This window comes from Oscillospiraceae bacterium MB08-C2-2 (genome assembly GCA_035621215.1).
Taxonomy (GTDB): Bacteria; Bacillota; Clostridia; order Oscillospirales; family Ruminococcaceae; genus WRAV01.
Genome location: CP141729.1, coordinates 1,765,135 through 1,786,819 on the forward strand (window position 1 = coordinate 1,765,135; position 21,685 = coordinate 1,786,819).

The window sequence follows — 21,685 nt, forward strand, 5'->3', positions numbered from 1 at the left end:
AATTCGCATCAAAACCATAAGGTCTTTAAGTTACAGGCAGTTATGTCTACAGTCTGAAAGAGCCCCAGCCTTACAGGCCGGGGCTTTTATTTGTTCAAATGGCAGAAATGTCGTAATCATTCGTATGTACGGCACCGGAGCACTGAATGTTATTTGCCCAGCAGAATAGGTTGGAGCTGCTGGTCTGTCAGTGCACTTTCCAGTGTCTGGGGAATCTTTGTAAAATCCGAGACAACCGAACGCGGTTTTGCCTGTGCGTCATCCTGCGCCATGGGAACAAAATAGATATTCTTATAGTTGAGCAGCTGCCCCATATTTTTGGCAGAGCCACCCAATGCATCGTTGGTGGAAGGAGCCAGCACCAGCGGCCTTGCATTGCGCAGGTGGGATTTTGCAGCCATGCAGACACAGGTATCGGTGATGCTGTTTGCAAGCTTTGCCAGTGTGTTGCCGGTGCAGGGGGCTATAATCATAATATCAAACATTTTGGTGGGCCCCACCGGCTCGGTCTCCACAATGGTGGAAAGCACCCGGTGCCCGGTCATTCCTTCCAACTGATTGATAAAGTCACTGGCCCGGCCAAAGCGGGTATCGGTTACGCTTGCATATTCGGACATAATGGGCCAGACATCGTAGCCCTTTGAAACCAGCTTGCCAATTTCTGTAATCACCTGGTTAAAGGTGCAGAAGGAGCCAGTCAGAGCGAAACCCACTTTGATCTTATCCATGATGCGTTCCCCTTTCGGTAAGTATGTTGGTTACAGTATCCAATATGATTTCCCCAGCCGTAATGGGGGCGGTCTTTCCCGGCAAAGATAAGGCCCATATGGTTTTGATGCCCAGATTCTTAGCTGTTTCAAAATCCACGCCGCCGGGCTTTGAGGCCAGATCAATGACAAGGCAGGAGCTTTTAAGGCGGCTCAGCTCTTTTTCTCCCAGAATGCGGGTAGGAACGGTATTGACCAGCAAATCCACATCTTCCAGCGAATCGCTGAGCTGCTCCATGGGAACGGGCAGTGCCTTGCTCACTTGAATCCACGCCAAGTCGCTGTATTTGCGGGCGGCTACCCGCACCTGCGCTCCAAAGGCCTGCAGCAAACGGGCCAGCACCTTGGAGATTCGCCCATAGCCTGTAATCAGGCACACCTGCCCATAAAGAGTGGTGGGCAGCTCCCGCAGGGCAATCTCAATGGTTCCTTCTGCGGTGGGCCAGGCATTGCGCACCGCAAACTCCTCCCGGCAAAAAAAATCCAGCAGTTCAATGCCTTTTTTAGCCGCTTCCTCCATCAGCGAGGCAGGTATCATCCCTCCGAGAACAGCGGCTGTGGGCGGTATCCAGTAAAGGCATTGTTCAAAACTGATGGATTGGTTTGTCAGCGGTGTGTTTATGTATCCATCCGTACCCAGCAGCGGAAGCGGAAAGATGACGATGTCACATTTAGGCAGAACACCCTCTAAAGCGTTGGAGCGGATAACACCTTTTGGAAAATTCATATCCGATTCCATAAACATAGCGTAGACCGTGTTCTTTTTTTCAGGCTGAGCCAGCAGCCCCGCTAAATGTGTCTGGCGTAAATCTCCGCCTATAACGGCGATGGTTTTATTTTTCACTAAGCACTCCCCCTATTTTAGACTAACGATCGGTTGCATAGTAGAATCCGTTGCTTATGGCCATGTGGTATATCTTATGATTCCATGGCCATCTCTGCATTAACGAGCCCTCCTTCAAGCAGCCGCACGTAAAATCGGGCGGCTGCTTGAAGGTTTTCATGGTGAATTTCGTTCTCTATAAACCGGGCTTGGTAATTCATCCTATGTTATTTCGGGCTTTTTCGTGCGCTGTCCCATGCTGTTTGGGCGTTATTTTCTAAAAAACCATCAATCTGGAAAACAGTCTTCTTTCTCTGGTGGAATTGCTTGCTCAACCGCTTTTCCTCGTCCTTCCTGCACAGAAAAAACCACCCTGTTGTTTTACAGAGTGGTTTAAATCGAAGGCAGTATGCAGGATTATGTGCAGGGCAAGGCTTTCGGCCTCATTCTATTTAGTGCACCTGAAATAGGCCATTGCCTTTTCATGGTGCAGTTCCACCCGAGAATAAAGGGAGGCCAGCTTGGCTTTTAGCTCCTCAAGCGTTTGGAAGGGCGGTGTAAACCACCCCTTTTTAGCCAGAAAGCGGTTCACAATAAAATCCGCTGGCCCATACTGCCCCTTAATATAAAAGCAGCCGCAAAAGACCCCGCCTTTTTTCAGAACACGGGCCGTTTCGGAAAAAGCCTTTTCCTTGTCAGGGAAAGCGTGAAACCCGTTCATAGAAAGCACAGCATCAAAGGTTTCTGCTTCAAAGGGGAGGCTCCCCACATCCCCCTGTATACAGGTAACATTTTTGACCTGCCCGTGAAAGAACCGTCTTTTGGCCTGCGCCAGCATATCCTCCGAATAATCCAGACAGGTAATGGAGGCCTTGGGTACCGCCTGATATTTTTCCAGTGTAAAGACACCTGTCCCCACCGGAACATCCAGCAGCTTGCCAGAAAAATCCGATGGAATGGCCGCCAGCACCCGGGAGGCGATTTGGATATCGTCCACGCCGCCCCAAAACAGCTTGATATAAAGCTTTGACCACCACCTGCTCTGGGTCAGGGTGGCATCGTATATATTCTTAGAAGATGCATAGGCTTTTTTGATTGAACGCTCCACACCGATACTTCCTTTCAGATGGCTCTATGGAGCCTTTCCTTAATACTATCATAAAAACCACGCCAGGTTCAATTGATTTTAAACTTTAAGGCCAGTATGTTCAAAAAATCCACCCTGCGCAGCTGCACAGAGTGGATTTTATCGAAACCAAAAACTCTATTTGTATTCTATGCCGCCCAGTCTCCCCAATGGCCGCTGGGGAAAACCAACACATTCTCTCCGTTGGAAAGCTTGCCCTGCCAGCCACCTGCCTGTGAAACCCAAGTCAAATCAGAAGAAAGGCCAAGCTCCCCAATTGTATCAAGGGGCTTATAGCGTGGCTCGCTGAACCCGATGTATTGCAGATATACCCCGGAGATGCGGGCTCCCTCGTAAGAAAGAGCGGAACTTGCCGAAATACACCGGAGAAAATTGGCTTCCGCCGCCGTGTAATCCGAAATATACTGGGTGAGCAGCCAGCGAACATTTTCCAGCTTTTTGCTCACGGGCGAAACCGCACCGTCCTTGCTCAGATACTGCTTAAGCCCCATTCCATCCCGGTTGCTCACAAAGCCATAGGCAAAGGTCTCGGCAAAATCCTCCGGGAAGCTGGTTGCCGCATAGCCGGAAACATACGCGGTTTTATCCGGCGATTCGTAGGAAGCTATATTGCCGTAGGAAAAACCGCTGCTCACCGATTTCCACTGCGCCTCCAGCTGATCATAGCCATACCGGTCGGTGCACATAAACTGGAAGGCATGCCCCAGCTCATGCAGAATGGTTACAGGGGTATCCCCTGCCATTTCTCCGCTTTGGCCGCCATAGGGTATGTAAAGCTCTATGCGGGAGCTTTCCAGCTCAAAACCCGCTTGGGTGATTCCGCCATCCTCGCCGATCATACTGGCGGATGAAAAACCATAGGCAAAGGTCAGGCGGTGATTGTTTCGTTGCTGGTAATAAGCAGAGATTTCGCGCACGGCTTGGGGTGTCACATATTCCAGCGCCTTATCCAGCGTATTCAGCTGTGCCAAGGTGATGCCGGGGACCTCCTGCCCCTGAGAATTGGTTACAAATGGATATTCAATGAAAATACCATATTTTTGTTCAAGCTGTGATGTCCTCTCCCAAACATCCGATGAGGAATCAGCAAAAGCTGAAACCGAAAGGCTCAGCATTAAAATAACGATCAGAAAAGGTACTGTGCATTTGCGAAAAAAAGTCATTTCATCCATCCTCTCTGCCTGTACAATTTAATATGTATGAAAACTCCCCTGTGTCACTATCATAATACACCAAATTGCAATTGGCAACCCCCGGGGGCTATTTGTAATATTGGGAAATATTATGCGTCTCCTCTTGACCCGAATAGGCTAGTATCTGCAATAAGAATCCAAATTTGTTCATAAAAGAGCTAAAAATTTTATTAATAAAAGCATCTCAAAATTCATTTCAAGGTCACCAAATATTCATGTAAATGCTCTATACTATAGTCACAGAACCTCTGATTTCTATATTTACCGTAGGTTTTGTTGATGAAATGAGACTTTGAAAAAAGAGCCTGCTAAAATCACATGGAAGCTTTCGGTGTATTTTACCGACTCTTTCTTAAAAAAACATAAAATTACTGCCGTGGAGGTGTAGTCCGGTCGTGGTTAAAACAGAGGAAATACGGTATCAAAGCGCAAACGGCGTGGATGTGATTGCCGCCACCGCTTGGCAGCCCACCTGCCAGCCGATACGGGGCATTGTGCAGATCAGCCACAGCCTGCATGAATACATTGAGCTTTATTCCGATTTTGCAAACTATCTGGCGGAGCGGGGTTATATTGTCTGTGGGGAGGATCATCTGGGTCACGGACGAAGCGCCCGTGATGCGGAATCCCTTGGGTTTTCCAGCGAAAGCGGTGGTGCTGTTCATGTGGTTCGGGATACCCGCAGGCTTTACCGGCTGATGAAGCAAAGCTGGCCCAATATTCCTTATTTTATGCTTGGGCAGGGCACCGGCGGCTTTATCGTAAGGCTATATATGACCAAATACAAGGAAAGCCTTGATGGCTGCCTTTTGGGCGCTTCTCAGATCAATGTGTTTCGGCGCCCTTTTATGGAGCATCGGATTAAAACAGTTATTGATAAGCATGGAATCCATTACCGGACAGAAGAGCTTCTGGATTGTTTAAATATGAACTGCTACTGTCAGGATCAGCGAAAAAACAGCCAGGAGTGGCTCAGCCGTGATCCGGTGGCACTGGAGGCCTTTTTGGAAGATAAATGGTGCAACTTTGTGCCCACAGCCGCGGTGTATCGGGATATGCTCTCTTTGCTGCTGGGGGTTTCGTGGCGCAACTGGGCCCGATGCCTGCCCAAGGATTTGCCCCTTATGCTGTTTTCTGGGGATAAAGACCCTTTTTCCCGGTTTGGAAAGGCCACCCGGACCATTACCTCTCTTCTCGAAAAAAGCGGCCTGATGGACCTGACCACCATTATTTACCGAGGCGGCTCCCATGCCTTTTGGATGGAAGTGAATCGGGAGCAGATTTTTGCGGATATCGTCAACTGGCTGAATCAGCACACCGCCGCACCTTCACAGGAGACTGCGGAAAACCAGCCCGCCGCCAGCATATAGAATACCGAGCGCAACTCCTTTTGGGGTTGTGCTCGGTATTTAGATATAACGGTCATCAAATAGCAGACACCTAGATTTAGATTCGTAATTCTTCCGAAGTCGAATTGATTTCGACGAAGGAATACCACTTTTTGCGCCAAAGTGGCGCAATCCGGGGGAATATGGGGGCATTGGATGCCCCCATAGAGGGTGTAGACTTTCGTCTACACCCTCAGCACAGCTTCTTTGAGGGGCTGTGCTTTTTTATTGGCAGTATGAAGACCGGACATGGATTTTTAGGGTTTGATCCAAAGTTCAGGCAAAAAGCGGCCTCAGCCGGAATAGAATATAGCATAGAGCCAACTGATAAATGGTTTGGAGGCCTTGTATTCTATTTGGAAAGGCGGTTGCTCGGATGCAGATTTATGTTGTCCAGCGTGGGGATACCCTAGCGGGTATCGCCCGGAATTTCGGCGTTTCCCCCGCAAAGCTTATCACCGACAATGGATTGGAAAATCAAAACAACCTTGTGGTGGGGCAGGCTTTGCTCATTCAGTTCCCAGCGGTGATCCACACGGTTATGCCCGGCGATACCCTCTATGGCATTGCACGGGAATACGGCACCACAGTAATTTCCCTGCTGCAAAATAACCCCTATCTGGCCTCTGAGCCTATTTTGCAGCCCGGCCAGCAGATTACAGTTTCTTATCGGGGGGCAAAGCTGGGGGAGATTTTTGTCAACGGCTATGCCTATCCCCACATCAACCGGAACGTGATTCTGCGGGTGCTCCCATTTCTTACCAACCTGACCATTTTCGGCTACGGCTTTACCGAGGATGGCGATCTCATCGAAACACCGGATGACCAGCTGATTCAGCTGGCAATCCAATTTCAGGTTGCCCCCATTATGCTGCTTTCCTCTATCACAGAAGAGGGTAATTTCAGCAGTGAGCGGGCCAGCCTGCTTTTCCAGAATGTCATCCTGCAAAATCGGGTCATTGACCGTATCTTAGAAAAAATGCGCGAAAAGGGCTATATGGGGCTGGATGTGGATTTTGAATTTATACAGGCCACCGACCGGGAAGCCTTCATTGGTTTTGTGCAGAACATTACCACCCGGCTCAATGCCGAGGGCTATACAGTTAACGTGGATTTGGCACCCAAGGTTTCGCCTGATCAACCGGGGCTTTTATATCAGGGCCACGACTACCCGGCACTGGGGGCCGCCGCCAACACAGTTCTGCTGATGACCTATGAGTGGGGTTATACCTATGGCCCGCCTATGGCTGTGGCTCCCATTCCGCAGGTGCGTCAGGTGGTGGATTATGCCCTAACGGCTATTCCTGCCTATAAAATGCTGATGGGTATTCCCAATTATGGCTACAACTGGATTCTGCCCTTTGAGCAAGGGGTAACCGCCGCCACAACCATCGGCAACCAGTATGCCGTGCAGATCGCCGCCCAATATGGAGCGGAAATCCGATTTGATACCACCGCCCAATCCCCCTTCTTTGAATACACCGATGGAAGCGGGCGGGCTCATGCGGTTTGGTTCGAGGATGTCCGCAGCATTCAGGCAAAGCTGAACCTGATTCTGGAGAAAAAGCTCCTTGGTGCAGGCTACTGGAACACTATGCGGCCTTTTGCCCAAAACTGGGCCTTAATCAACGCCATGTTTTATATCCGCAAAGTGACCCGCCAAATGTAAGCAAACGTTTATTGTGCATGTTGAGAAATTTAATTTCACCGATTCATTGACAGCTTCTTTGAATTTGACTATAATCGAGGCATAGACCCAAAACTCTCCTAAAAAGGTCTATGGTACATAAGAAATTTTATTTTTTAGTCAAACTTGAAAGGGGCTGTTTAGTATGCTGCTGAATATGCGTGACCTTCTGGCTGTGGCAAACAAAAACAATTTTGCGGTTCCTGCTTTCAACATCAGCGATTATTCCATGTTTAAAGGAATCATGGAAGTCTCGGAAGAAATGCACTCCCCTGTTATCATTGCCATTCATCCCGATGAACTGCGGCATATCGGGGCGGATCTTTTGCCCGCTATCGTGCAAAGAACCCGGAAATCTGCTATTCCTGCCTGCATCCACATGGATCACGGCGCCACCTTTGGCCAGATTATGGAGGCCATCCAATGCGGCTTTACCTCGGTGATGATCGATGGCTCCTCTCTTTCCTTTGGGGAGAACATTGCCATTTGCCAAAAGGTGGTGGAGGCCGCCCATACGGTGGATGTCTCGGTGGAGGGTGAGCTGGGAACCATCGGCTCCACCGATCGGGAAGCCGAATACGGCACCAACGAAATTATCTACACCAACCCGGCCGATGCGGTGGAATTTGTAAAGGCCACCGGGGTGGATACACTGGCCATTGCCATCGGCACCTCTCACGGGCTGTATCCCCAAGGGATGATTCCCAAACTGCGGTTGGAACTGCTCCGGGAAATCAAAGAAAAGGTTTCCATCCCTCTGGTGCTGCACGGCGGCTCCGGCAACCCGGATGAGGAAATCAGCCGTTCCGTTACCTTTGGTATCAACAAAATCAACATTTCCAGCGATATCAAGGCAGCCTATTACATAAAAATGCGGGAGGTGCTTTCCGATGCGGGTCTGCGTGAACCCAACACCATTCAGCCGCCTTGTATCGCCGCTATGCAGGAAGTTGCCCGCCATAAAATTCAGCTTTTCGAGGCGGCTCAAAAGGCCTCTCTCTACTGAACAGTGACAAGCCTGCCCCGGTCTAATTTCAAAACCGGGGCAATATACTCATAGAGGAACCAACTATTTCACTTGCAAGGAAGATGAAAAATGCAGCCTATTTCCCAACGGTCGGTTCTGGAGGTTATACGAGAGCAATACCATCAGGTTTTTTCAGCCGAAAGAAAGGTAGCGGATTATATCCTCCAAAACCCACAGACCGCCATAAACGCCAATGTTTCGGAACTGGCCCGGGAAAGCGGGGTCAGCGATGCAACCATTGTGCGGTTCTGCAAGCATGTGGGCTACGAAGGTTATTACCAGATGAAAATCTATCTTGCCCGGGATCTGGGCCGCCAGCAGAGCACCGAGGCTTATTTAGAGAGTGTCCCCGAGGATACAGCGGCAGGGTATCTGCAAAAGCTGGCAGCGGGCATTGCAGCAATCGGCCAGCGCCTCAGCCAAGAGAAGCTGGAAAAATGCGTGGAGCTGATTCGTGCCTGCCCGCAGGTGCATCTGGCGGCGGTGGGCAACACCAGCCCTCTGGCGCAGTATATGGGCTTTCGCCTTGGCAGGCTGGGGATACGCAGCACCTACAATATGGTGCCAGAATGCATGATGAACCATGTGAATCTGGCCGGAAGCGGCGATATTCTCATTGCTATTTCTCAATCTGGCAGCTCCAAGCAGGTGATACAGGCCATGGAGCTGGCAAAGGAAAAAGGGCTTGTGACTGTTGCCATTTCCGCCCACGACTGCTCCCCTGTTTCTGCCTTGGCGGATTATCTGTTTTCCTCCGGTATGGGGGAGGGTTCACTTTCCGGCGATAAAAACTATTCCTATATCCGAGAAATGTCTATTATCGAAACGCTGCTGCGTTTTGTAGCCAACCGGGAGCAGATTGCCGCCAGCGGCGCCGACAATCCGGAAATCATCATGTCTGAGCTAAAGCTCTGAGTGAAACACGGCAACGGGCAAGGCCCGTGAATATGGGAGGGATGATCTGTGAAACGTTCGCACATCAACACTGTCATCAGGGATATGGAAAAGCTGCTGGAAGAGCTGCATTTCGCCCCGCCGCCTTTTGCCCGCTGGAGCCCGAAGGATTGGGCGGATAAAGGCCGGGAATACGATGAAATCCGTGATAACAAGCTGGGTTGGGATATCACCGACTATGGCTTGGGGCAGTTTGATAAAATCGGCTTTTCATTGCTGACCATCCGCAATGGCAATCAGCTTCTGCCACAATACCCCAAAACCTACGCCGAAAAGCTGCTGATGCTCTATGAAGGGCAGACCGCACCTCTCCATTACCACTGGAACAAGATGGAGGATATTATAAACCGGGGCGGCAACGAGGTTTATATCACCGTTTACAACGGCGCCGAGGATGGCTCCCGGCTGGATACCGATGTATTGGTCAGCACCGATGGCAAGCTTTCGGTGGTAAAAGCCGGAACCAAAATCCGCCTTTGCCCCGGGGAAAGCATCACCATTACACCTTATCTCTACCACGATTTTCAGGTTCCCGAAACAGGCGGCCCTGTGCTGCTGGGTGAAGTCTCCATGTGCAATGACGATGAAAACGACAACCGCTTTTATGAGCCCATCGGGCGCTTTCCCGCCATTGAAGAAGATGAGGCCCCTTATCGGCTTCTGTGCACAGAATACCCTGGCCCACTTCACTAATCGGATTCTTTGATCCATCTCTCCCTTTTAACCTTTTGGCCTGAAAACAGTGGATAAATGCAAATTTCCACACTGTTTCGGGCCACTTTTGCGTTAAAGGCACAGAAAACCGCACAATTTACCCTTCCGCTGAATATGCTTAACTAAATGGAATTATCAGACAGGTGGGGTGGCAGGGTGAGAAAACCAGTTCGGCGGTGGCGTTCCCGGGATCGGATTCATACAGCCCGGCAATGGATTCTGCTTTTTATGATCGGTGTGCTGATTGCCGGCTTTGTTATACTGGAAGGCCGCTTGCGTGCCGTTATCGAAACGGTGGCCGAGCATCAGGCCCGGGTATTTGCTGTGAAAACCATCAACGATGCCATGCTGGAGCAGCTGGAAGCAGACGATATTTCTTATAGCTCGTTGGTGGATATCACCAAGAATGATTTGGGCGAAATCACCTCCATCCAGACCAACATGGTGGCTGTGAACACGCTGAAAGCACAGGTCACCGAAAAGGTGCTGGCGGCGGTCCACGATCAGGAAAAGCTGCGGGTCTACATTCCCATAGGAACCCTGCTGGGCTCACAGCTTACTTCCGGGCTTGGCCCCGAGCTGGAGATTAAGGTGATCCCCACCGGGTATGTGCAGACAGAACTGCAAAATGAATTTACACAGGCCGGTATCAACCAGACCCTCCACCAAATTATCTTACAGGTCAGCTTTCAGATTTCGGTGCTGGTTCCCGGCTATACCATCCAGTCGGAGGTGGTCACCAACTACTGTGTGGCCGAAACCGTTATAGTGGGCAAAATTCCCGATACAGTGGTGGATTTAGGCGGCCAGAGCCGGCCCACCCTTTCCCCCATACTGCCGCCTGTGGCTTCTTAATTTTCAACCGACCCGGCTTTTCTTTGTGGAAAATTCGGGTCGGTTTTGTTATGCCTACAGACAAATCGAGACTACATGTTTCCCCCAATTTCGTGTTAAAATATGGTATACTATCTGGAAAGCAATGATTGTATCATAAAATTGCTTTCCATGGTTTTATCAATCTACAATTCAATACTTCCGCACTCATGCCGTGCGGCGGGCACATCCTTTCTCCACGATGAGAAAGGATGCAAAGAATCGCCAAGGGGGCGCTCCCCCTTGGTACCCCCCAGAGTCGTAATATAGCAGTGTGTGAATTTTTACCTTTCGGTCGCACTGATGCCGTGCAGGCAACGACTTTCTTTTTGGCAGAAAAAGAAAGTCATCAAAGAAAAAAGCCTTCCTTGGCAACAGTGGAGGCCCTTTTCTCCCGTGGTTGTAAGACGGATGGTATTTTTGGCATACTAGCTTTAAACAGATAAAACCCCTGAACATACTGGAAAAAGAGGATTTTTATGGATTTAGAAAAAGCAAGCCAGCAGATTACAGAGCTTCGTAAAACGCTGGAGTACCATATGCACCTTTACTACGATCTGGATAGCCCTGAGCTGGAGGACTATGAATACGACCGTCTGCTTCACCAGCTTCTGGAGCTGGAGGAGCAGTTCCCCGAGCTGCAAACCCCCGATTCTCCCACAGTAAGGGTGGGCGGCAAAGCCACCAATACCTTTGCCCCGGTACCCCATACGGTGCAGATGGGCTCCTTGCAGGATGTGTTTGATCTGGAGGAGCTGGGGGCCTTTGACCGGCGAGTGCGGGAAAAGGTGGAAAGTCCCCGCTATGTGGTGGAGCCCAAAATCGATGGGCTTTCGGTATCGCTGGAATACCGTGACGGCCTGCTGGTACGGGGCTCCACCCGGGGTGATGGCCTTGTGGGCGAGGATGTCACCGCCAATCTGAAAACCATACAAGCTATTCCTCTGCGTCTCCGGGAACCTGTGCCTTTTTTGGAGGTGCGGGGCGAAGTCTTTATGCCTCGGGAATCCTTTGAGCAGCTGGTTCAGCAGCAGGAGCTGGAGGAACAGCAGCCCTTTAAAAATCCCCGCAATGCGGCGGCGGGCTCTCTCCGGCAAAAGAATGCCGCCATTACCGCTCAGCGCAAGCTTTCCATCTATGTGTTCAACATTCAGCAGATTGAAGGGAGGGCGCTTTCCGGCCATAAAGAATCGCTGGATTTTCTGGCGGAGCTTGGCTTTCAGGTATCCCCTTCCTACCGGGTGTTTGACAGCATACAGGCGGTGATCGGGGGGGTAGAGGCCATCGGCGAAAGCCGGGGCAAGCTTTCCTTTGATATTGACGGCGCTGTAGTCAAGGTGGATGACTTTGATCAGCGGATCACTCTGGGCAGCACCTCCAAGTTCCCCAAATGGGCAGTTGCCTACAAATATCCCCCTGAGGAAAAAGAAACCATCTTGCTGGAAATTCAGGTGCAGGTGGGCCGCACCGGGGTGCTCACCCCCACCGCCGTTTTTTCACCCATTACGCTGGCGGGCACCACGGTTACCCGGGCTGTGCTCCACAATCAGGATTACATCACCCAAAAGGGGATTTCGGTGGGCGATACCATCGTGGTCCGCAAGGCCGGGGATATCATCCCCGAGGTGGTAGGGGTAGCCTTACATCAGGAAGGAGCTGAGGTTTACCAGCTGCCCGGGCATTGCCCTTCCTGCGGGGCGCAGGTTGTGCGGCTGGAGGAGGAAGCGGCTCTGCGCTGCCCCAATCTGGAATGCCCCGCACAGCTTCTGCGCAATCTGATTCACTTTGCCTCCCGGGGCGCCATGGATATTGAGGGTATGGGGCCCGCAGTGGTGGAAAATCTGGTGGGTGCCGGGATGGTTTCCTCCCCTGCCGATCTTTACTTTTTGACCTTGGAGCAGCTCCTCACGCTGGAGCGCATGGCGCAAAAAAGCGCCCAGAACCTTCTGGACGCCATTGAGGCTTCTAAAAAACAGGACCTGAGCCGTTTGCTTTTCGCTTTGGGTATTCGCAACATCGGCCAGCGGGCGGCCCAGCTTTTGACCCGACGCTTTGGAACTATGACTGCACTGATGGCCGCCGGTCAGGAGGAAATTTCTCTTATTGACGGGCTAGGTGGGGTTATGGCAAAAAATGTATCTGACTTCTTTGCAGCCGCAGGCAACCAGCATCTCATTGCCCGGCTGGAGGAGGCCGGGGTGAATATGGTGGGGCTGGAAGCGGTATCCTCCGATAAGCTGGCCGGGATGACCTTTGTTCTCACCGGCACTCTGCCCACGCTGACAAGGGACGATGCTAAAAAACGAATTGAGGATGCGGGCGGTAAGGTAACCTCCAGCGTTTCCAAAAAGACAGGCTATGTTGTGGCCGGTGAAGAGGCGGGCAGCAAGCTGACTAAGGCCCAATCCCTTGGCATCACGATACTGGATGAAGCACAGCTTCTGGCTTTGCTGGAAGGTTAATCCGCCGAATGGTTTCCTATTTTTCCAAAAGCATGGCAAGGGTTGGGCTTTCTTTCCTATAAGGTTTGCCGCTCACATCACTGAATAGCTCAAACTTTCTAAACCCTGCTTCATGCACCTCTTTTGTAAGGGTTTCCGGCGTGTAGCAGCAATTCCATATGCAGTATTCTTTGATTGCGCTCTCGGTGATGACAGCGATTTTCTCCAGTGTTCTATGGTCGGGATACCTGTATTGTGCATTCAATAACAGGTATTTTTCCGCACTCCAAAAGCCCCCTTCTTCGCATACCTGCCAAGTCTTTAATTCTTCAAATTCGTTATACTTGACCATGGAGAACACATCCAAAATCAGTTTTCCGCCACTTTTTAGGCTATGGTATATTTTTCGCAGTATAGCCGCTCTGTTTTCGGTTGACAGAGCTCCATAGTCGCAGTAAATAAACGCTGCCAAATCAAAGGCATTGTCATAATCCATTTTCAGATAATCCTGATAAATATAGGCTATATCCAAGCCCTGTCTGGCAGCGGAGCCAGCAGCATATTCTATGGATCGCTTTGAAAAATCAAGGCCGGTTACTTGATAGCCGGATTGGCAGAACCGTTCGGCATACAGCCCCGGCCCACAGCCGATATCCAGCACTTGTGGATACCGGGAGGGTGGCGTGATTTCTCGAATCCATTTCACCGACTGCTCAATAAAGCGCAGATTCCGGCTTGCACCTTCGTATTCCGGGTCAAGATGCGCTTTGAGCAGATGCATTGAAATGTGCTCATCGTCCCAGAAATTGGCCTCACTTTGCTTATAAAGCACAGGCCGCTCCAAGCTCTCAAAGATATTGTTATACATAAAAAGCACTCCTTTTGCTGCAAAATAAAAAAGCCGTAGATTTTACTCTACGGCTTCTCTTCTTGCGGTGAAGATCCGTTTAAGAGTAAAATAAAACCAAACAGCAGGCACAAAAACAAAACCTTCAAGCGGTTGCTTTTCACCTATTGCGTTGATTTTATCCACTCTTTTCCAGCCGCATCCACACCACCGATTTTGTGGTGTCGGGCACGCCGGATATTCATCACCTTTTTGTTAAATTGTATCTCTATTTTATACCGTATGGCTCTGCATGTCAACGGAGATTATCTTGCCGAAGCCGCCGGGAGCATCCTTCAGCATAGGTTCGGCTCACACAGCCAGCGATTTCACAAAAGCCACGCCGATGGCCGCCCATTCCCGCACCCAATAGGCAGGCAGCAGTCCCCACGGTGTCTTGGAGGAAAGGGCAATGCCCTCCAGCCCCGCCATTTTGGCGTAGATGCCTGCTCGAAGCTGGTGAAAGCCATCGGTGACAATCACCACCGACTGGGTTCCCTCCGGCAGCAGAGCGGCCGCAAAAGCCAGATTCTGCTGGGTGTTCACCGATTGATCCTCCTGCAAAATCCGGTGAGGGGCAACCCCCGCCCGCTCCAGATAGGCCGCCATAATGCTGGCCTCGGTGTATTCCTCATCCGCCCCCTGTCCGCCGGTAACCACACAAGGAAGCTGGGGATTTTCCAAAAGATAAGCCGCAGCTTTATCCAGCCGCCGCCCCAACACCAAAGTGGGTTGGTCGCCCCGGATTTTGCCGCCCAGCACTACCACGCCATCCACCGGCTGATGGGTGACCTGATTGCGCCAACCGGCCTCCCCCATCCGCATGCTTAAAAAAGCGGCACCAATCAGCCCCACCGCCATAAAAGGCAGCAAAATATGCCGGAGCCTCGCCCAATCCTCCCACTTATAAACCAGCAGAAGGAAGAAAAGCCCGGCTACTGCCAAAGCCGTAACCCCTTGGTTGAAAACGCCATAGAAAAACAAGGGAATCACGGCAAATAACAGGCAAAATACCCCTGCCCCTAAAAAAAGCTGCTTCATAAAAAGCCTCCCGCCGCTTTAGTATACACAAGAGTATAGCAGTTTTTGCCTGTGCAGACAACCGCAGTGGCTTGGTAGCCAGAAAAACAGAGCGTTAACAAATTGTAAAGATTAGCCAAAACCGAAGAAAAATTAAAAATCCCTCTTGATTTTTTAGAAAAATCGGGTACAATAAGTATTAGCACTCATGATATTGGAGTGCTAAATTAAACAATACATTTTTAAAATAATAGTAGGAGGAATGGACATGACAATCAAGCCACTTGCTGACCGTGTTGTAATCAAGATGGTGGAAGCGGATGAAAAAACCAAGGGTGGAATCATTCTGGCAGGCTCCGCTAAGGAAAAGCCCCAGGTAGCCGAGGTAGTAGCAGTTGGCCCCGGCGGATTGGTTGACGGCAAGGATGTGGACATGTATGTGGATGTGGGCGATAAAATCCTCATCAGCAAATATGCCGGCACCGAGGTCAAAATTGATGGTGAGGATTACACCATCCTTCGGCAGTCTGATATTCTCGCAATTGTTGAATAAATAAAATTTTAAGATTTGGAGGAAGATACTCTATGGCAAAGCAGATTATTTATGGCGAAGAAGCCCGCAAGGCTCTTCAGGCCGGTATTGACAAGCTCAGCGATACTGTAAAAATCACTTTGGGACCCAAGGGCCGCAATGTTGTTCTGGATAAGAAATTTGGTTCTCCCCTCATCACCAACGATGGTGTAACCATCGCCAAGGATATTGAGCTGGAAGACGCTTTTGAGAACATGGGCGCTCAAATGGTCAAGGAAGTTGCTACCAAGACCAACGATGCCGCAGGTGATGGCACCACCACCGCTACTTTGCTGGCTCAGGCTCTGGTTCGGGAAGGCATGAAGAATGTTGCCGCCGGTGCCAACCCCATGGATCTGAAAAGAGGCATTCAGCTGGCTGTTGATTCCGCTGTGGATGCAATCAAAGCAAACTCCCAGAAAGTTTCCGGCAATGCCGACATTGCCCGTGTCGCCACCGTTTCTTCCGGCGACGAAGTAATCGGCAAGCTGGTTGCCGAAGCAATGGATAAGGTCACCGCCGATGGTGTTATTACCATTGAGGAATCCAAAACTGCCGAAACCTACACCGATGTTGTGGAAGGCATGCAGTTTGACCGTGGCTACATCTCCCCCTACATGGTTACCGACACCGACAAGATGGAGGCCGTTATCGACGACGCCTACATCCTGATCACCGATAAGAAAATCAGCAACATTCAGGAAATTCTCCCCCTGCTGGAGCAGATTGTTCAGGGCGGCAAAAAGCTGGTTATCATCGCTGAGGATATCGAAGGCGAAGCACTGGCTACTCTGCTGGTCAACCGTCTGCGCGGCACCTTTACCTGCGTTGGTGTCAAGGCCCCCGGCTTCGGCGATCGCAGAAAAGAAATGCTCAAGGATATTGCCACCCTCACCGGCGGCCAGGTCATCAGCGAAGAGCTGGGTCTTGATCTGAAAGAAGCTACCCTCGAAGATCTGGGCCGTGCCCATCAGGTTGTGATCCAGAAGGAAAACACCGTTATCGTAGATGGCGAAGGCGACAAAGCCGCCATTGCCGACCGCATCAAGCAGATTCGCACCGAAATGGAGCTTTCCACCAGCGAATTTGACACCGAGAAGCTGCAGGAGCGTTTGGCTAAGCTGGCCGGCGGTGTTGCTGTTATCAAGGTTGGTGCTGCTACCGAGATCGAAATGAAAGAGAAGAAGCTCCGCATTGAAGATGCTCTGGCTGCCACCAAGGCCGCTGTTGAAGAAGGCATCAATGCAGGCGGCGGTACTGCTTTCCTCAACGCCATTCCCGTTGTTGAGAAGATCATTGAATCCGCTGAGGGCGATCAGAAAACCGGTGCTAAAATCGTTCGCAGAGCTTTGGAAGAGCCCGCTCGCCAGATCGCTGCCAACGCCGGGCTGGAAGGCTCTGTGATCATCGACAAAATTCTGGCCAACGGCAAGGTCGGCTTCGGCTTTGACGCTCAGAAGGAAGTCTATGGCGATATGATTGCCGCCGGCATCGTAGACCCTGCCAAGGTTACCCGCAGTGCTCTCCAGAATGCTGCTTCTGTTGCCAGCATGGTGCTGACCACTGAATCCCTTGTTTCCGATATTAAGGAAGAGAATGCCGCACCTGCAATGCCCAACCCCGGCATGGGCGGTATGTACTAAGCCGCTGAACTCAAACCTAAAAGTCTTTTCCTTTCAGGAACCCGCCGATTGTAACGGCGGGTTCTTTTTCGCTATAAAGCCTTGTTTCACCTGTATTTTATTCAAAATCGTTTGACAGAATCAGGTGCTTGGTGTATAATGAGAAAGCAATTTTGTGGGACAAGGGAATTCATATTCCGGTGAACTGCAGATTGTTGTTTTATGATCAGGCAATTTTGCCCTTGTATATGCGCCCGTAGCGCAGTTGGATAGCGCGTTAGACTCCGACTCTAAAGGTCGCTGGTTCGAATCCAGTCGGGCGTACCAAATGAACAAGCTAAAACAGATGCGAAATCGCATTTGTTTTAGCCTGTTTTTTTATAAAAACCATATGACCTTCAATATAAGTTCGGCTACGAATTAATTCTATACATTTTTGGTGATCACGCCGTTTTCTGCATTGACATAATGATTATGCCATGGTAAAGTAAGCTAAAGAAAGAGGGAGTGTATTGATGTCGGTCATGCAGTAAGGATTTATGTTAAGCACATAAGGTGAGCAGTTTTTCTGCTCTTGTTTGTGTTGCAAAAACTGCCTTACAGATTGAATCGATATCCATTTCTTATAATGGTGTGATTTGTAGCGCAGTGAAATACTGCGCTTTTTTGTTTTCTTTCTATAAGGCAAAATTAGAAAGGAAGATTGTTATGTATTCATTTACAAACCAGTTTATGTTAAGCGATAAAAATGTGGATTTCTTGAGATCCAATATGATGGGGCCAAACGCCCTGCGAGTGGCAGAAGAAATGGCCTCACACCTGACCATTAAAGAAGATATGCGAATCCTTGATCTTGGCTGCGGCTGCGGTCTTTCCACGCTTTTGTTGGCCAAGAAATATGGTGCTTCTGTCTTTGCCGCCGATCTTTGGATTTCACCCACCGAAAACTATGAACGTTTTCAGTCTATCGGGATTGCGGATAGGGCCGTTCCAATTTCCGTGGATGCAACCAAAGGATTGCCTTTTGCGAACGGGTATTTTGACCTGCTTTTCACCGTGGATGCTTACCATTATTTTGGCTGCACAGAGGAAATGCTCCCATCACTCATGCCATTCGTAAAAAAAGGGGGCTATATCGCTGTGTCAATCCCCGGGCTGAAATATGAATTTGGAAGCAATGTGCCCGAGGAAATGCAGCCGTTCTGGAATGATGAAGTAGCGAGGACAATACGCTCAATTGATTGGTGGAAAGATTTATGGCTGAAAACAAGTGGCTTAGAAATTGTAGATATTTGTGAAATGGCTTGCTGCAAGCAGGCGTGGAGCGAATGGCTGACCGCCTATCATCCCGTTGTTGCCGGCGATATCAAAATGATGCAGGCCGAGGGTGGCAAGTATTTTAATTTGATTCAATTTATAGCTAAAGTGATTTAAGTACGTTTTGTATTTCGCCAAGAAGCCGATTCGTTTTCAGAATCGGCTTCTTCTATTTATCAAATAAATAAATTTCAAATCGGCAAGCCACTTGTTTCGCTTTTTTGTATATATTTTGCTTATATTGCCAATTTCCTATTTTTTATTGGTATAGACTGCCCTTGTTTAATGCATACGCTATAAGCTATAATGGAATGTGTTTTGAGACCCTCAATTGCAGGTATATAGGTGTATAGCACCAAACATCCCAATTTATTAGGATAAGAATTGGCTTTATGGCATCTGCTTGCCCACGAAAGAGAGTCAGCCATTCCCACTGGATTTTTATATTTTATAGGAAGTGTTTTTAATGAATCCCAGCAAAACCAAGTCCTTAGCCTATCTTTTTCTTATTATTACCACCAGTGCATGGGGCAGCCTGTATGTAGTGAGCAAATATCTTTTAACCTCTGTTGAGCCATTTACCGTTCTTTTTGCACGTTATCTTACCTCCGGGATTGTTCTTTACATACTCTACAAAAAGAAAAATCCGCAAAAAATTGAGCGTCAGGATATTAAATGGATTGTTTTTATCGGCGTTGTGGGCTATTTTGTCACCATGAGTGCGCAGCTTGTGGGGACAAAACTGTTGGGAGCCAGCCTTGCATCCCTGCTGAATGCGCTGAACCCCATTTCCATGATTATCTTTGCCTTGGTGTTTCTGAAAGAAAAAATCACCCTGACTAAGATTATATCCGTCACCTCGGCCATTATTGGTGTATATATTATCCTTGGGGGCGGAATTCAGGGTGGCGCAGTGCTCGGTGTAATTGCTTGCCTGCTGGCGGTGGTCTCATGGTCGCTCACCTCGATTTTTGCTAAAAAGCTTTCAGCAAAATATGAGCCAATGACGATAACCGCCCATGGGGTTTTGGTTGCGTTTGTTTGCACAATTCCTTTCACGGCCTATGAGCTGGCCACCGGCCCCCAAACCAATCTTTTGCAGCCGGGCACCCTGCTGGGGCTCCTTTATCTGGGGCTTGTCTGCACAGCTCTGACAAACGTATTGTGGAACAAGAGCCTCTCAATGATCGAAGCCGGGCGCTGTGCGCTGTTCTATCCTCTCCAGCCTATGGTGGCCGCCTTATTGGGCTTTTTCTTTTTACATGAATCCATTGGCCTGACCTTTATTCTGGGAGCCGCACTGATCTTGGGCGGCGTTATTTTCAGTGTAGTTGCTGATCGAAAACAACCCGTACCCGATATGCAGGAAAATCAGGAGTAATTTCGAGAGAATGGTCTCATCGGCCATCATTAACTTATAAAAAATATCCGTGTAAGCCCAAATATAGCGGCTTACACGGATATTTTCATTTTGATCAATTACAGCCTGACAACGATTGGCAAAAATACTGATTTTGCTACACACAAATATGGCACGCAACCTGATGATCGGGTCCCAACATTTTCGGCTCCGGCTTCTGACAGGTACACCGCTCTAATTTTTGCGGGCACCGGCCTGCAAAGGGACAGCTCTCCAAAGTCTCCATGGGGCTTGGCGGTTCCCCCTCCAGAAGGCGAATTTCCGCCTTCTGGTCACCATACACATCAAATGCAGCACTGAGCAGCGCTTTGGTATAGGGGTGCGCCGCCTGCTGCACCAAACTTTCACTATCCAAAAGCTCAACCATATGACCCAGATACATCACCGCTATCCTCTGACTCACACTGCGCACCAAGGCAAGATCATGGCCGATAAACAGGCTGGTGATCTGCTTTTCCTCCTGCAAGCGCACAAGCAGCCGTGCCACCTGATTTTGTATGGATACATCCAAAGCGCCTGTGGCCTCATCGCAGATCAGCACATCGGGAGAAATAATCAAGGCTCTGGCAATGGCAACACGCTGGAGCTGCCCACCCGAAAGCTGGTGGGGCAACCGGCTGAGAAACTCCTCAGGCAGGCCTACCCGCTCCAGCATACCGGATGCTGAGTGCATAGCCTGCTTTTTTGAAAGGTGCCGGTAATTCACCAGCGGCTCACAAAGGTAACGGCCGATTTTCATACGAGGGCTAAAGGAGGAGGCCGGGTCTTGGAAGACCATTTGAATTCGGCTGCGGAAAGCACGGCGCTCTGAGCCACGCAGTGCCCCAATATCCTGACCTTCCAGCAGAACACGGCCGGAAGTAGGCGAAAGGCTCCCGGCTGCCATTTTGGCCAGTGTGCTTTTGCCGCATCCGCTCTCCCCTACAATCCCCAGACACTCCCCCCGCCGCAGACTCAGCGAAACACCGTTGACAGCATGAAGCCATCTTCCCCTTATGGGGAACTCCTTGGAAAGCTCTGTTATTTGCAGAAAGGGTTCATCTTGCAAGACGTTTTCCTCCCATTTTAGGCACTGCTTCCAGCAAAGAGCGGGTATAGGCCTCTTTGGGGTGAAAAATCACCTGATCTCTTGTCCCCCACTCCACAAGCCTGCCCGCATGCATCACACCGATTTTATCCGAAAGGTAGGAGGCAACACCCATATTGTGTGTCACCAAAACCATGGTGGTGGCAAAATTTTCCTGAAGCTGCCGCATTTCATGGACAACCTGTGCCTGAATGGTCACATCCAATGCACTGGTGGGTTCATCCGCCAGCAAAAGCTGGGGTTGGGCGGTCATGGCCATGGCAATGCCAACCCGCTGTTTCATGCCGCCGCTCAGCTCCATGGGATAAGAATGCAGAATGCGCTCCACATCGGTGAGGTGCATGGCCCGAAGCATTCTCTCGGCTATTTCCCGGCAGAGACCGGAAGGGCACCGTGGCTTGTGTATCCGAATCAGCTCCCGGTATTGGGCCTCAATCCGCTGAATAGGGTCCAGCGAGCGGCCGGGGTCCTGAAAAATCATGGTGATGTCCTTGCCCCGAAGGGTGCGCAAAGAGGACTCGTCCGCTATGGCGATATCGGTCTCCTGAAACCAGATATGCCCGCCTGTGATGCACCCGCCTGACGGCAGAATACCCATAATGGCACGCAGAAGCGTTGTTTTGCCACTGCCGCTTTCACCCACCAAGCTGACAATCTCACCTTTTTCCACCGAAAAGGATACCCCATCCACCGCCGGCACACCTTTTGCATAGGCAATGCTGCAATTTTCAACCCGAAGAATGCTCAT

At 50.0% G+C, this 21,685-nt stretch carries 20 protein-coding genes and 1 tRNA gene; 12 read left to right on the forward strand and 9 right to left on the reverse strand.

Annotated elements, in window-relative coordinates; all coding sequences use genetic code 11:
• Positions 1-149: 149 nt before the first annotated feature.
• From U6B65_07800 to U6B65_07815, 4 genes are all read right to left on the reverse strand, one after another.
• Positions 150-728 (reverse strand): dipicolinate synthase subunit B, encoded by a 579-nt coding sequence (locus U6B65_07800; protein WRS26257.1) that lies wholly within the window; start codon positions 726-728, stop codon positions 150-152.
• Positions 721-1,611: a dipicolinate synthase subunit DpsA gene (gene dpsA, locus U6B65_07805; protein WRS26258.1), complete on the reverse strand. Its 891-nt coding sequence runs from the start codon at positions 1,609-1,611 to the stop codon at positions 721-723. The genes U6B65_07800 and dpsA overlap by 8 nt, the downstream gene beginning before the upstream one ends.
• 427 nt (positions 1,612-2,038) lie before the next feature.
• Positions 2,039-2,698, reverse strand: a complete 660-nt coding sequence (locus U6B65_07810) for a class I SAM-dependent methyltransferase (GenBank protein WRS26259.1) — start codon at positions 2,696-2,698, stop codon at positions 2,039-2,041.
• A 167-nt stretch (positions 2,699-2,865) separates the two neighbouring features.
• The gene (locus U6B65_07815; protein ID WRS26260.1) at positions 2,866-3,900 is read right to left on the reverse strand and encodes a hypothetical protein; all 1,035 of its coding nucleotides are present in this window, start codon (positions 3,898-3,900) and stop codon (positions 2,866-2,868) included.
• A gap of 425 nt (positions 3,901-4,325) precedes the next feature.
• Between U6B65_07815 and U6B65_07820 the strand changes: the two genes are divergently transcribed.
• The 7 genes from U6B65_07820 (at position 4,326) to ligA (ending at position 13,035) form a co-directional block, all read left to right on the forward strand.
• Positions 4,326-5,300: an alpha/beta hydrolase gene (locus U6B65_07820; GenBank protein ID WRS26261.1), complete on the forward strand. Its 975-nt coding sequence runs from the start codon at positions 4,326-4,328 to the stop codon at positions 5,298-5,300.
• Positions 5,301-5,694: 394 nt separating this feature from the next.
• The gene (locus U6B65_07825; GenBank protein WRS26262.1) at positions 5,695-6,987 is read left to right on the forward strand and encodes a LysM peptidoglycan-binding domain-containing protein; all 1,293 of its coding nucleotides are present in this window, start codon (positions 5,695-5,697) and stop codon (positions 6,985-6,987) included.
• Positions 6,988-7,150: 163 nt separating this feature from the next.
• Positions 7,151-8,011 carry a ketose-bisphosphate aldolase gene (locus tag U6B65_07830; GenBank protein WRS26263.1) on the forward strand — a complete coding sequence of 287 codons (861 nt, stop codon included), beginning with the start codon at positions 7,151-7,153 and terminating at the stop codon, positions 8,009-8,011.
• Between the two features lie 90 nt (positions 8,012-8,101).
• A complete protein-coding gene (locus U6B65_07835; protein ID WRS26264.1) occupies positions 8,102-8,947 on the forward strand; it encodes a MurR/RpiR family transcriptional regulator in 846 nt (281 codons plus the stop codon).
• Positions 8,948-8,995: 48 nt separating this feature from the next.
• On the forward strand, positions 8,996-9,679 hold the full coding sequence (locus U6B65_07840) for a D-lyxose/D-mannose family sugar isomerase (protein WRS26265.1): 684 nt from the start codon (positions 8,996-8,998) through the stop codon (positions 9,677-9,679).
• Between the two features lie 177 nt (positions 9,680-9,856).
• A complete protein-coding gene (yunB, locus tag U6B65_07845) occupies positions 9,857-10,555 on the forward strand; it encodes a sporulation protein YunB (protein ID WRS26266.1) in 699 nt (232 codons plus the stop codon).
• Between the two features lie 497 nt (positions 10,556-11,052).
• Entirely contained in the window at positions 11,053-13,035 is a 1,983-nt protein-coding gene (gene ligA, locus U6B65_07850; GenBank protein ID WRS26267.1) for an NAD-dependent DNA ligase LigA, read from the forward strand.
• 16 nt (positions 13,036-13,051) lie between these two features.
• On the opposite strand, the gene U6B65_07855 is transcribed toward ligA, so the two are convergent.
• From U6B65_07855 to U6B65_07865, 3 genes are all read right to left on the reverse strand, one after another.
• Entirely contained in the window at positions 13,052-13,882 is an 831-nt protein-coding gene (locus tag U6B65_07855) for a methyltransferase domain-containing protein (protein WRS26268.1), read from the reverse strand.
• 42 nt (positions 13,883-13,924) lie between these two features.
• On the reverse strand, positions 13,925-14,047 hold the full coding sequence (locus U6B65_07860; GenBank protein WRS26269.1) for a hypothetical protein: 123 nt from the start codon (positions 14,045-14,047) through the stop codon (positions 13,925-13,927).
• A gap of 165 nt (positions 14,048-14,212) precedes the next feature.
• Positions 14,213-14,941 (reverse strand): YdcF family protein, encoded by a 729-nt coding sequence (locus tag U6B65_07865; protein ID WRS26270.1) that lies wholly within the window; start codon positions 14,939-14,941, stop codon positions 14,213-14,215.
• A gap of 247 nt (positions 14,942-15,188) precedes the next feature.
• Here U6B65_07865 and U6B65_07870 point away from each other — a divergent pair, with 247 nt between their 5' ends.
• The 5 genes from U6B65_07870 to U6B65_07890 all read left to right on the forward strand — a co-directional run bounded on the left by U6B65_07870 (position 15,189) and on the right by U6B65_07890 (position 19,811).
• The gene (locus U6B65_07870) at positions 15,189-15,473 is read left to right on the forward strand and encodes a co-chaperone GroES (GenBank protein WRS26271.1); all 285 of its coding nucleotides are present in this window, start codon (positions 15,189-15,191) and stop codon (positions 15,471-15,473) included.
• A gap of 32 nt (positions 15,474-15,505) precedes the next feature.
• Complete coding sequence (gene groL, locus U6B65_07875; protein WRS26272.1) at positions 15,506-17,134, forward strand: chaperonin GroEL; 1,629 nt, start codon at positions 15,506-15,508, stop codon at positions 17,132-17,134.
• 229 nt (positions 17,135-17,363) lie between these two features.
• Positions 17,364-17,440: transfer RNA gene (locus tag U6B65_07880), tRNA-Arg, on the forward strand.
• A gap of 381 nt (positions 17,441-17,821) precedes the next feature.
• Positions 17,822-18,547 (forward strand): methyltransferase domain-containing protein, encoded by a 726-nt coding sequence (locus U6B65_07885; protein ID WRS26273.1) that lies wholly within the window; start codon positions 17,822-17,824, stop codon positions 18,545-18,547.
• A gap of 349 nt (positions 18,548-18,896) precedes the next feature.
• Positions 18,897-19,811 carry a DMT family transporter gene (locus U6B65_07890; protein WRS26274.1) on the forward strand — a complete coding sequence of 305 codons (915 nt, stop codon included), beginning with the start codon at positions 18,897-18,899 and terminating at the stop codon, positions 19,809-19,811.
• 136 nt (positions 19,812-19,947) lie between these two features.
• On the opposite strand, the gene U6B65_07895 is transcribed toward U6B65_07890, so the two are convergent.
• The gene (locus U6B65_07895; protein WRS26275.1) at positions 19,948-20,898 is read right to left on the reverse strand and encodes an ABC transporter ATP-binding protein; all 951 of its coding nucleotides are present in this window, start codon (positions 20,896-20,898) and stop codon (positions 19,948-19,950) included.
• A complete protein-coding gene (locus U6B65_07900; protein WRS26276.1) occupies positions 20,888-21,685 on the reverse strand; it encodes an ABC transporter ATP-binding protein in 798 nt (265 codons plus the stop codon). Before U6B65_07900 ends, U6B65_07895 begins: the two co-directional genes overlap by 11 nt.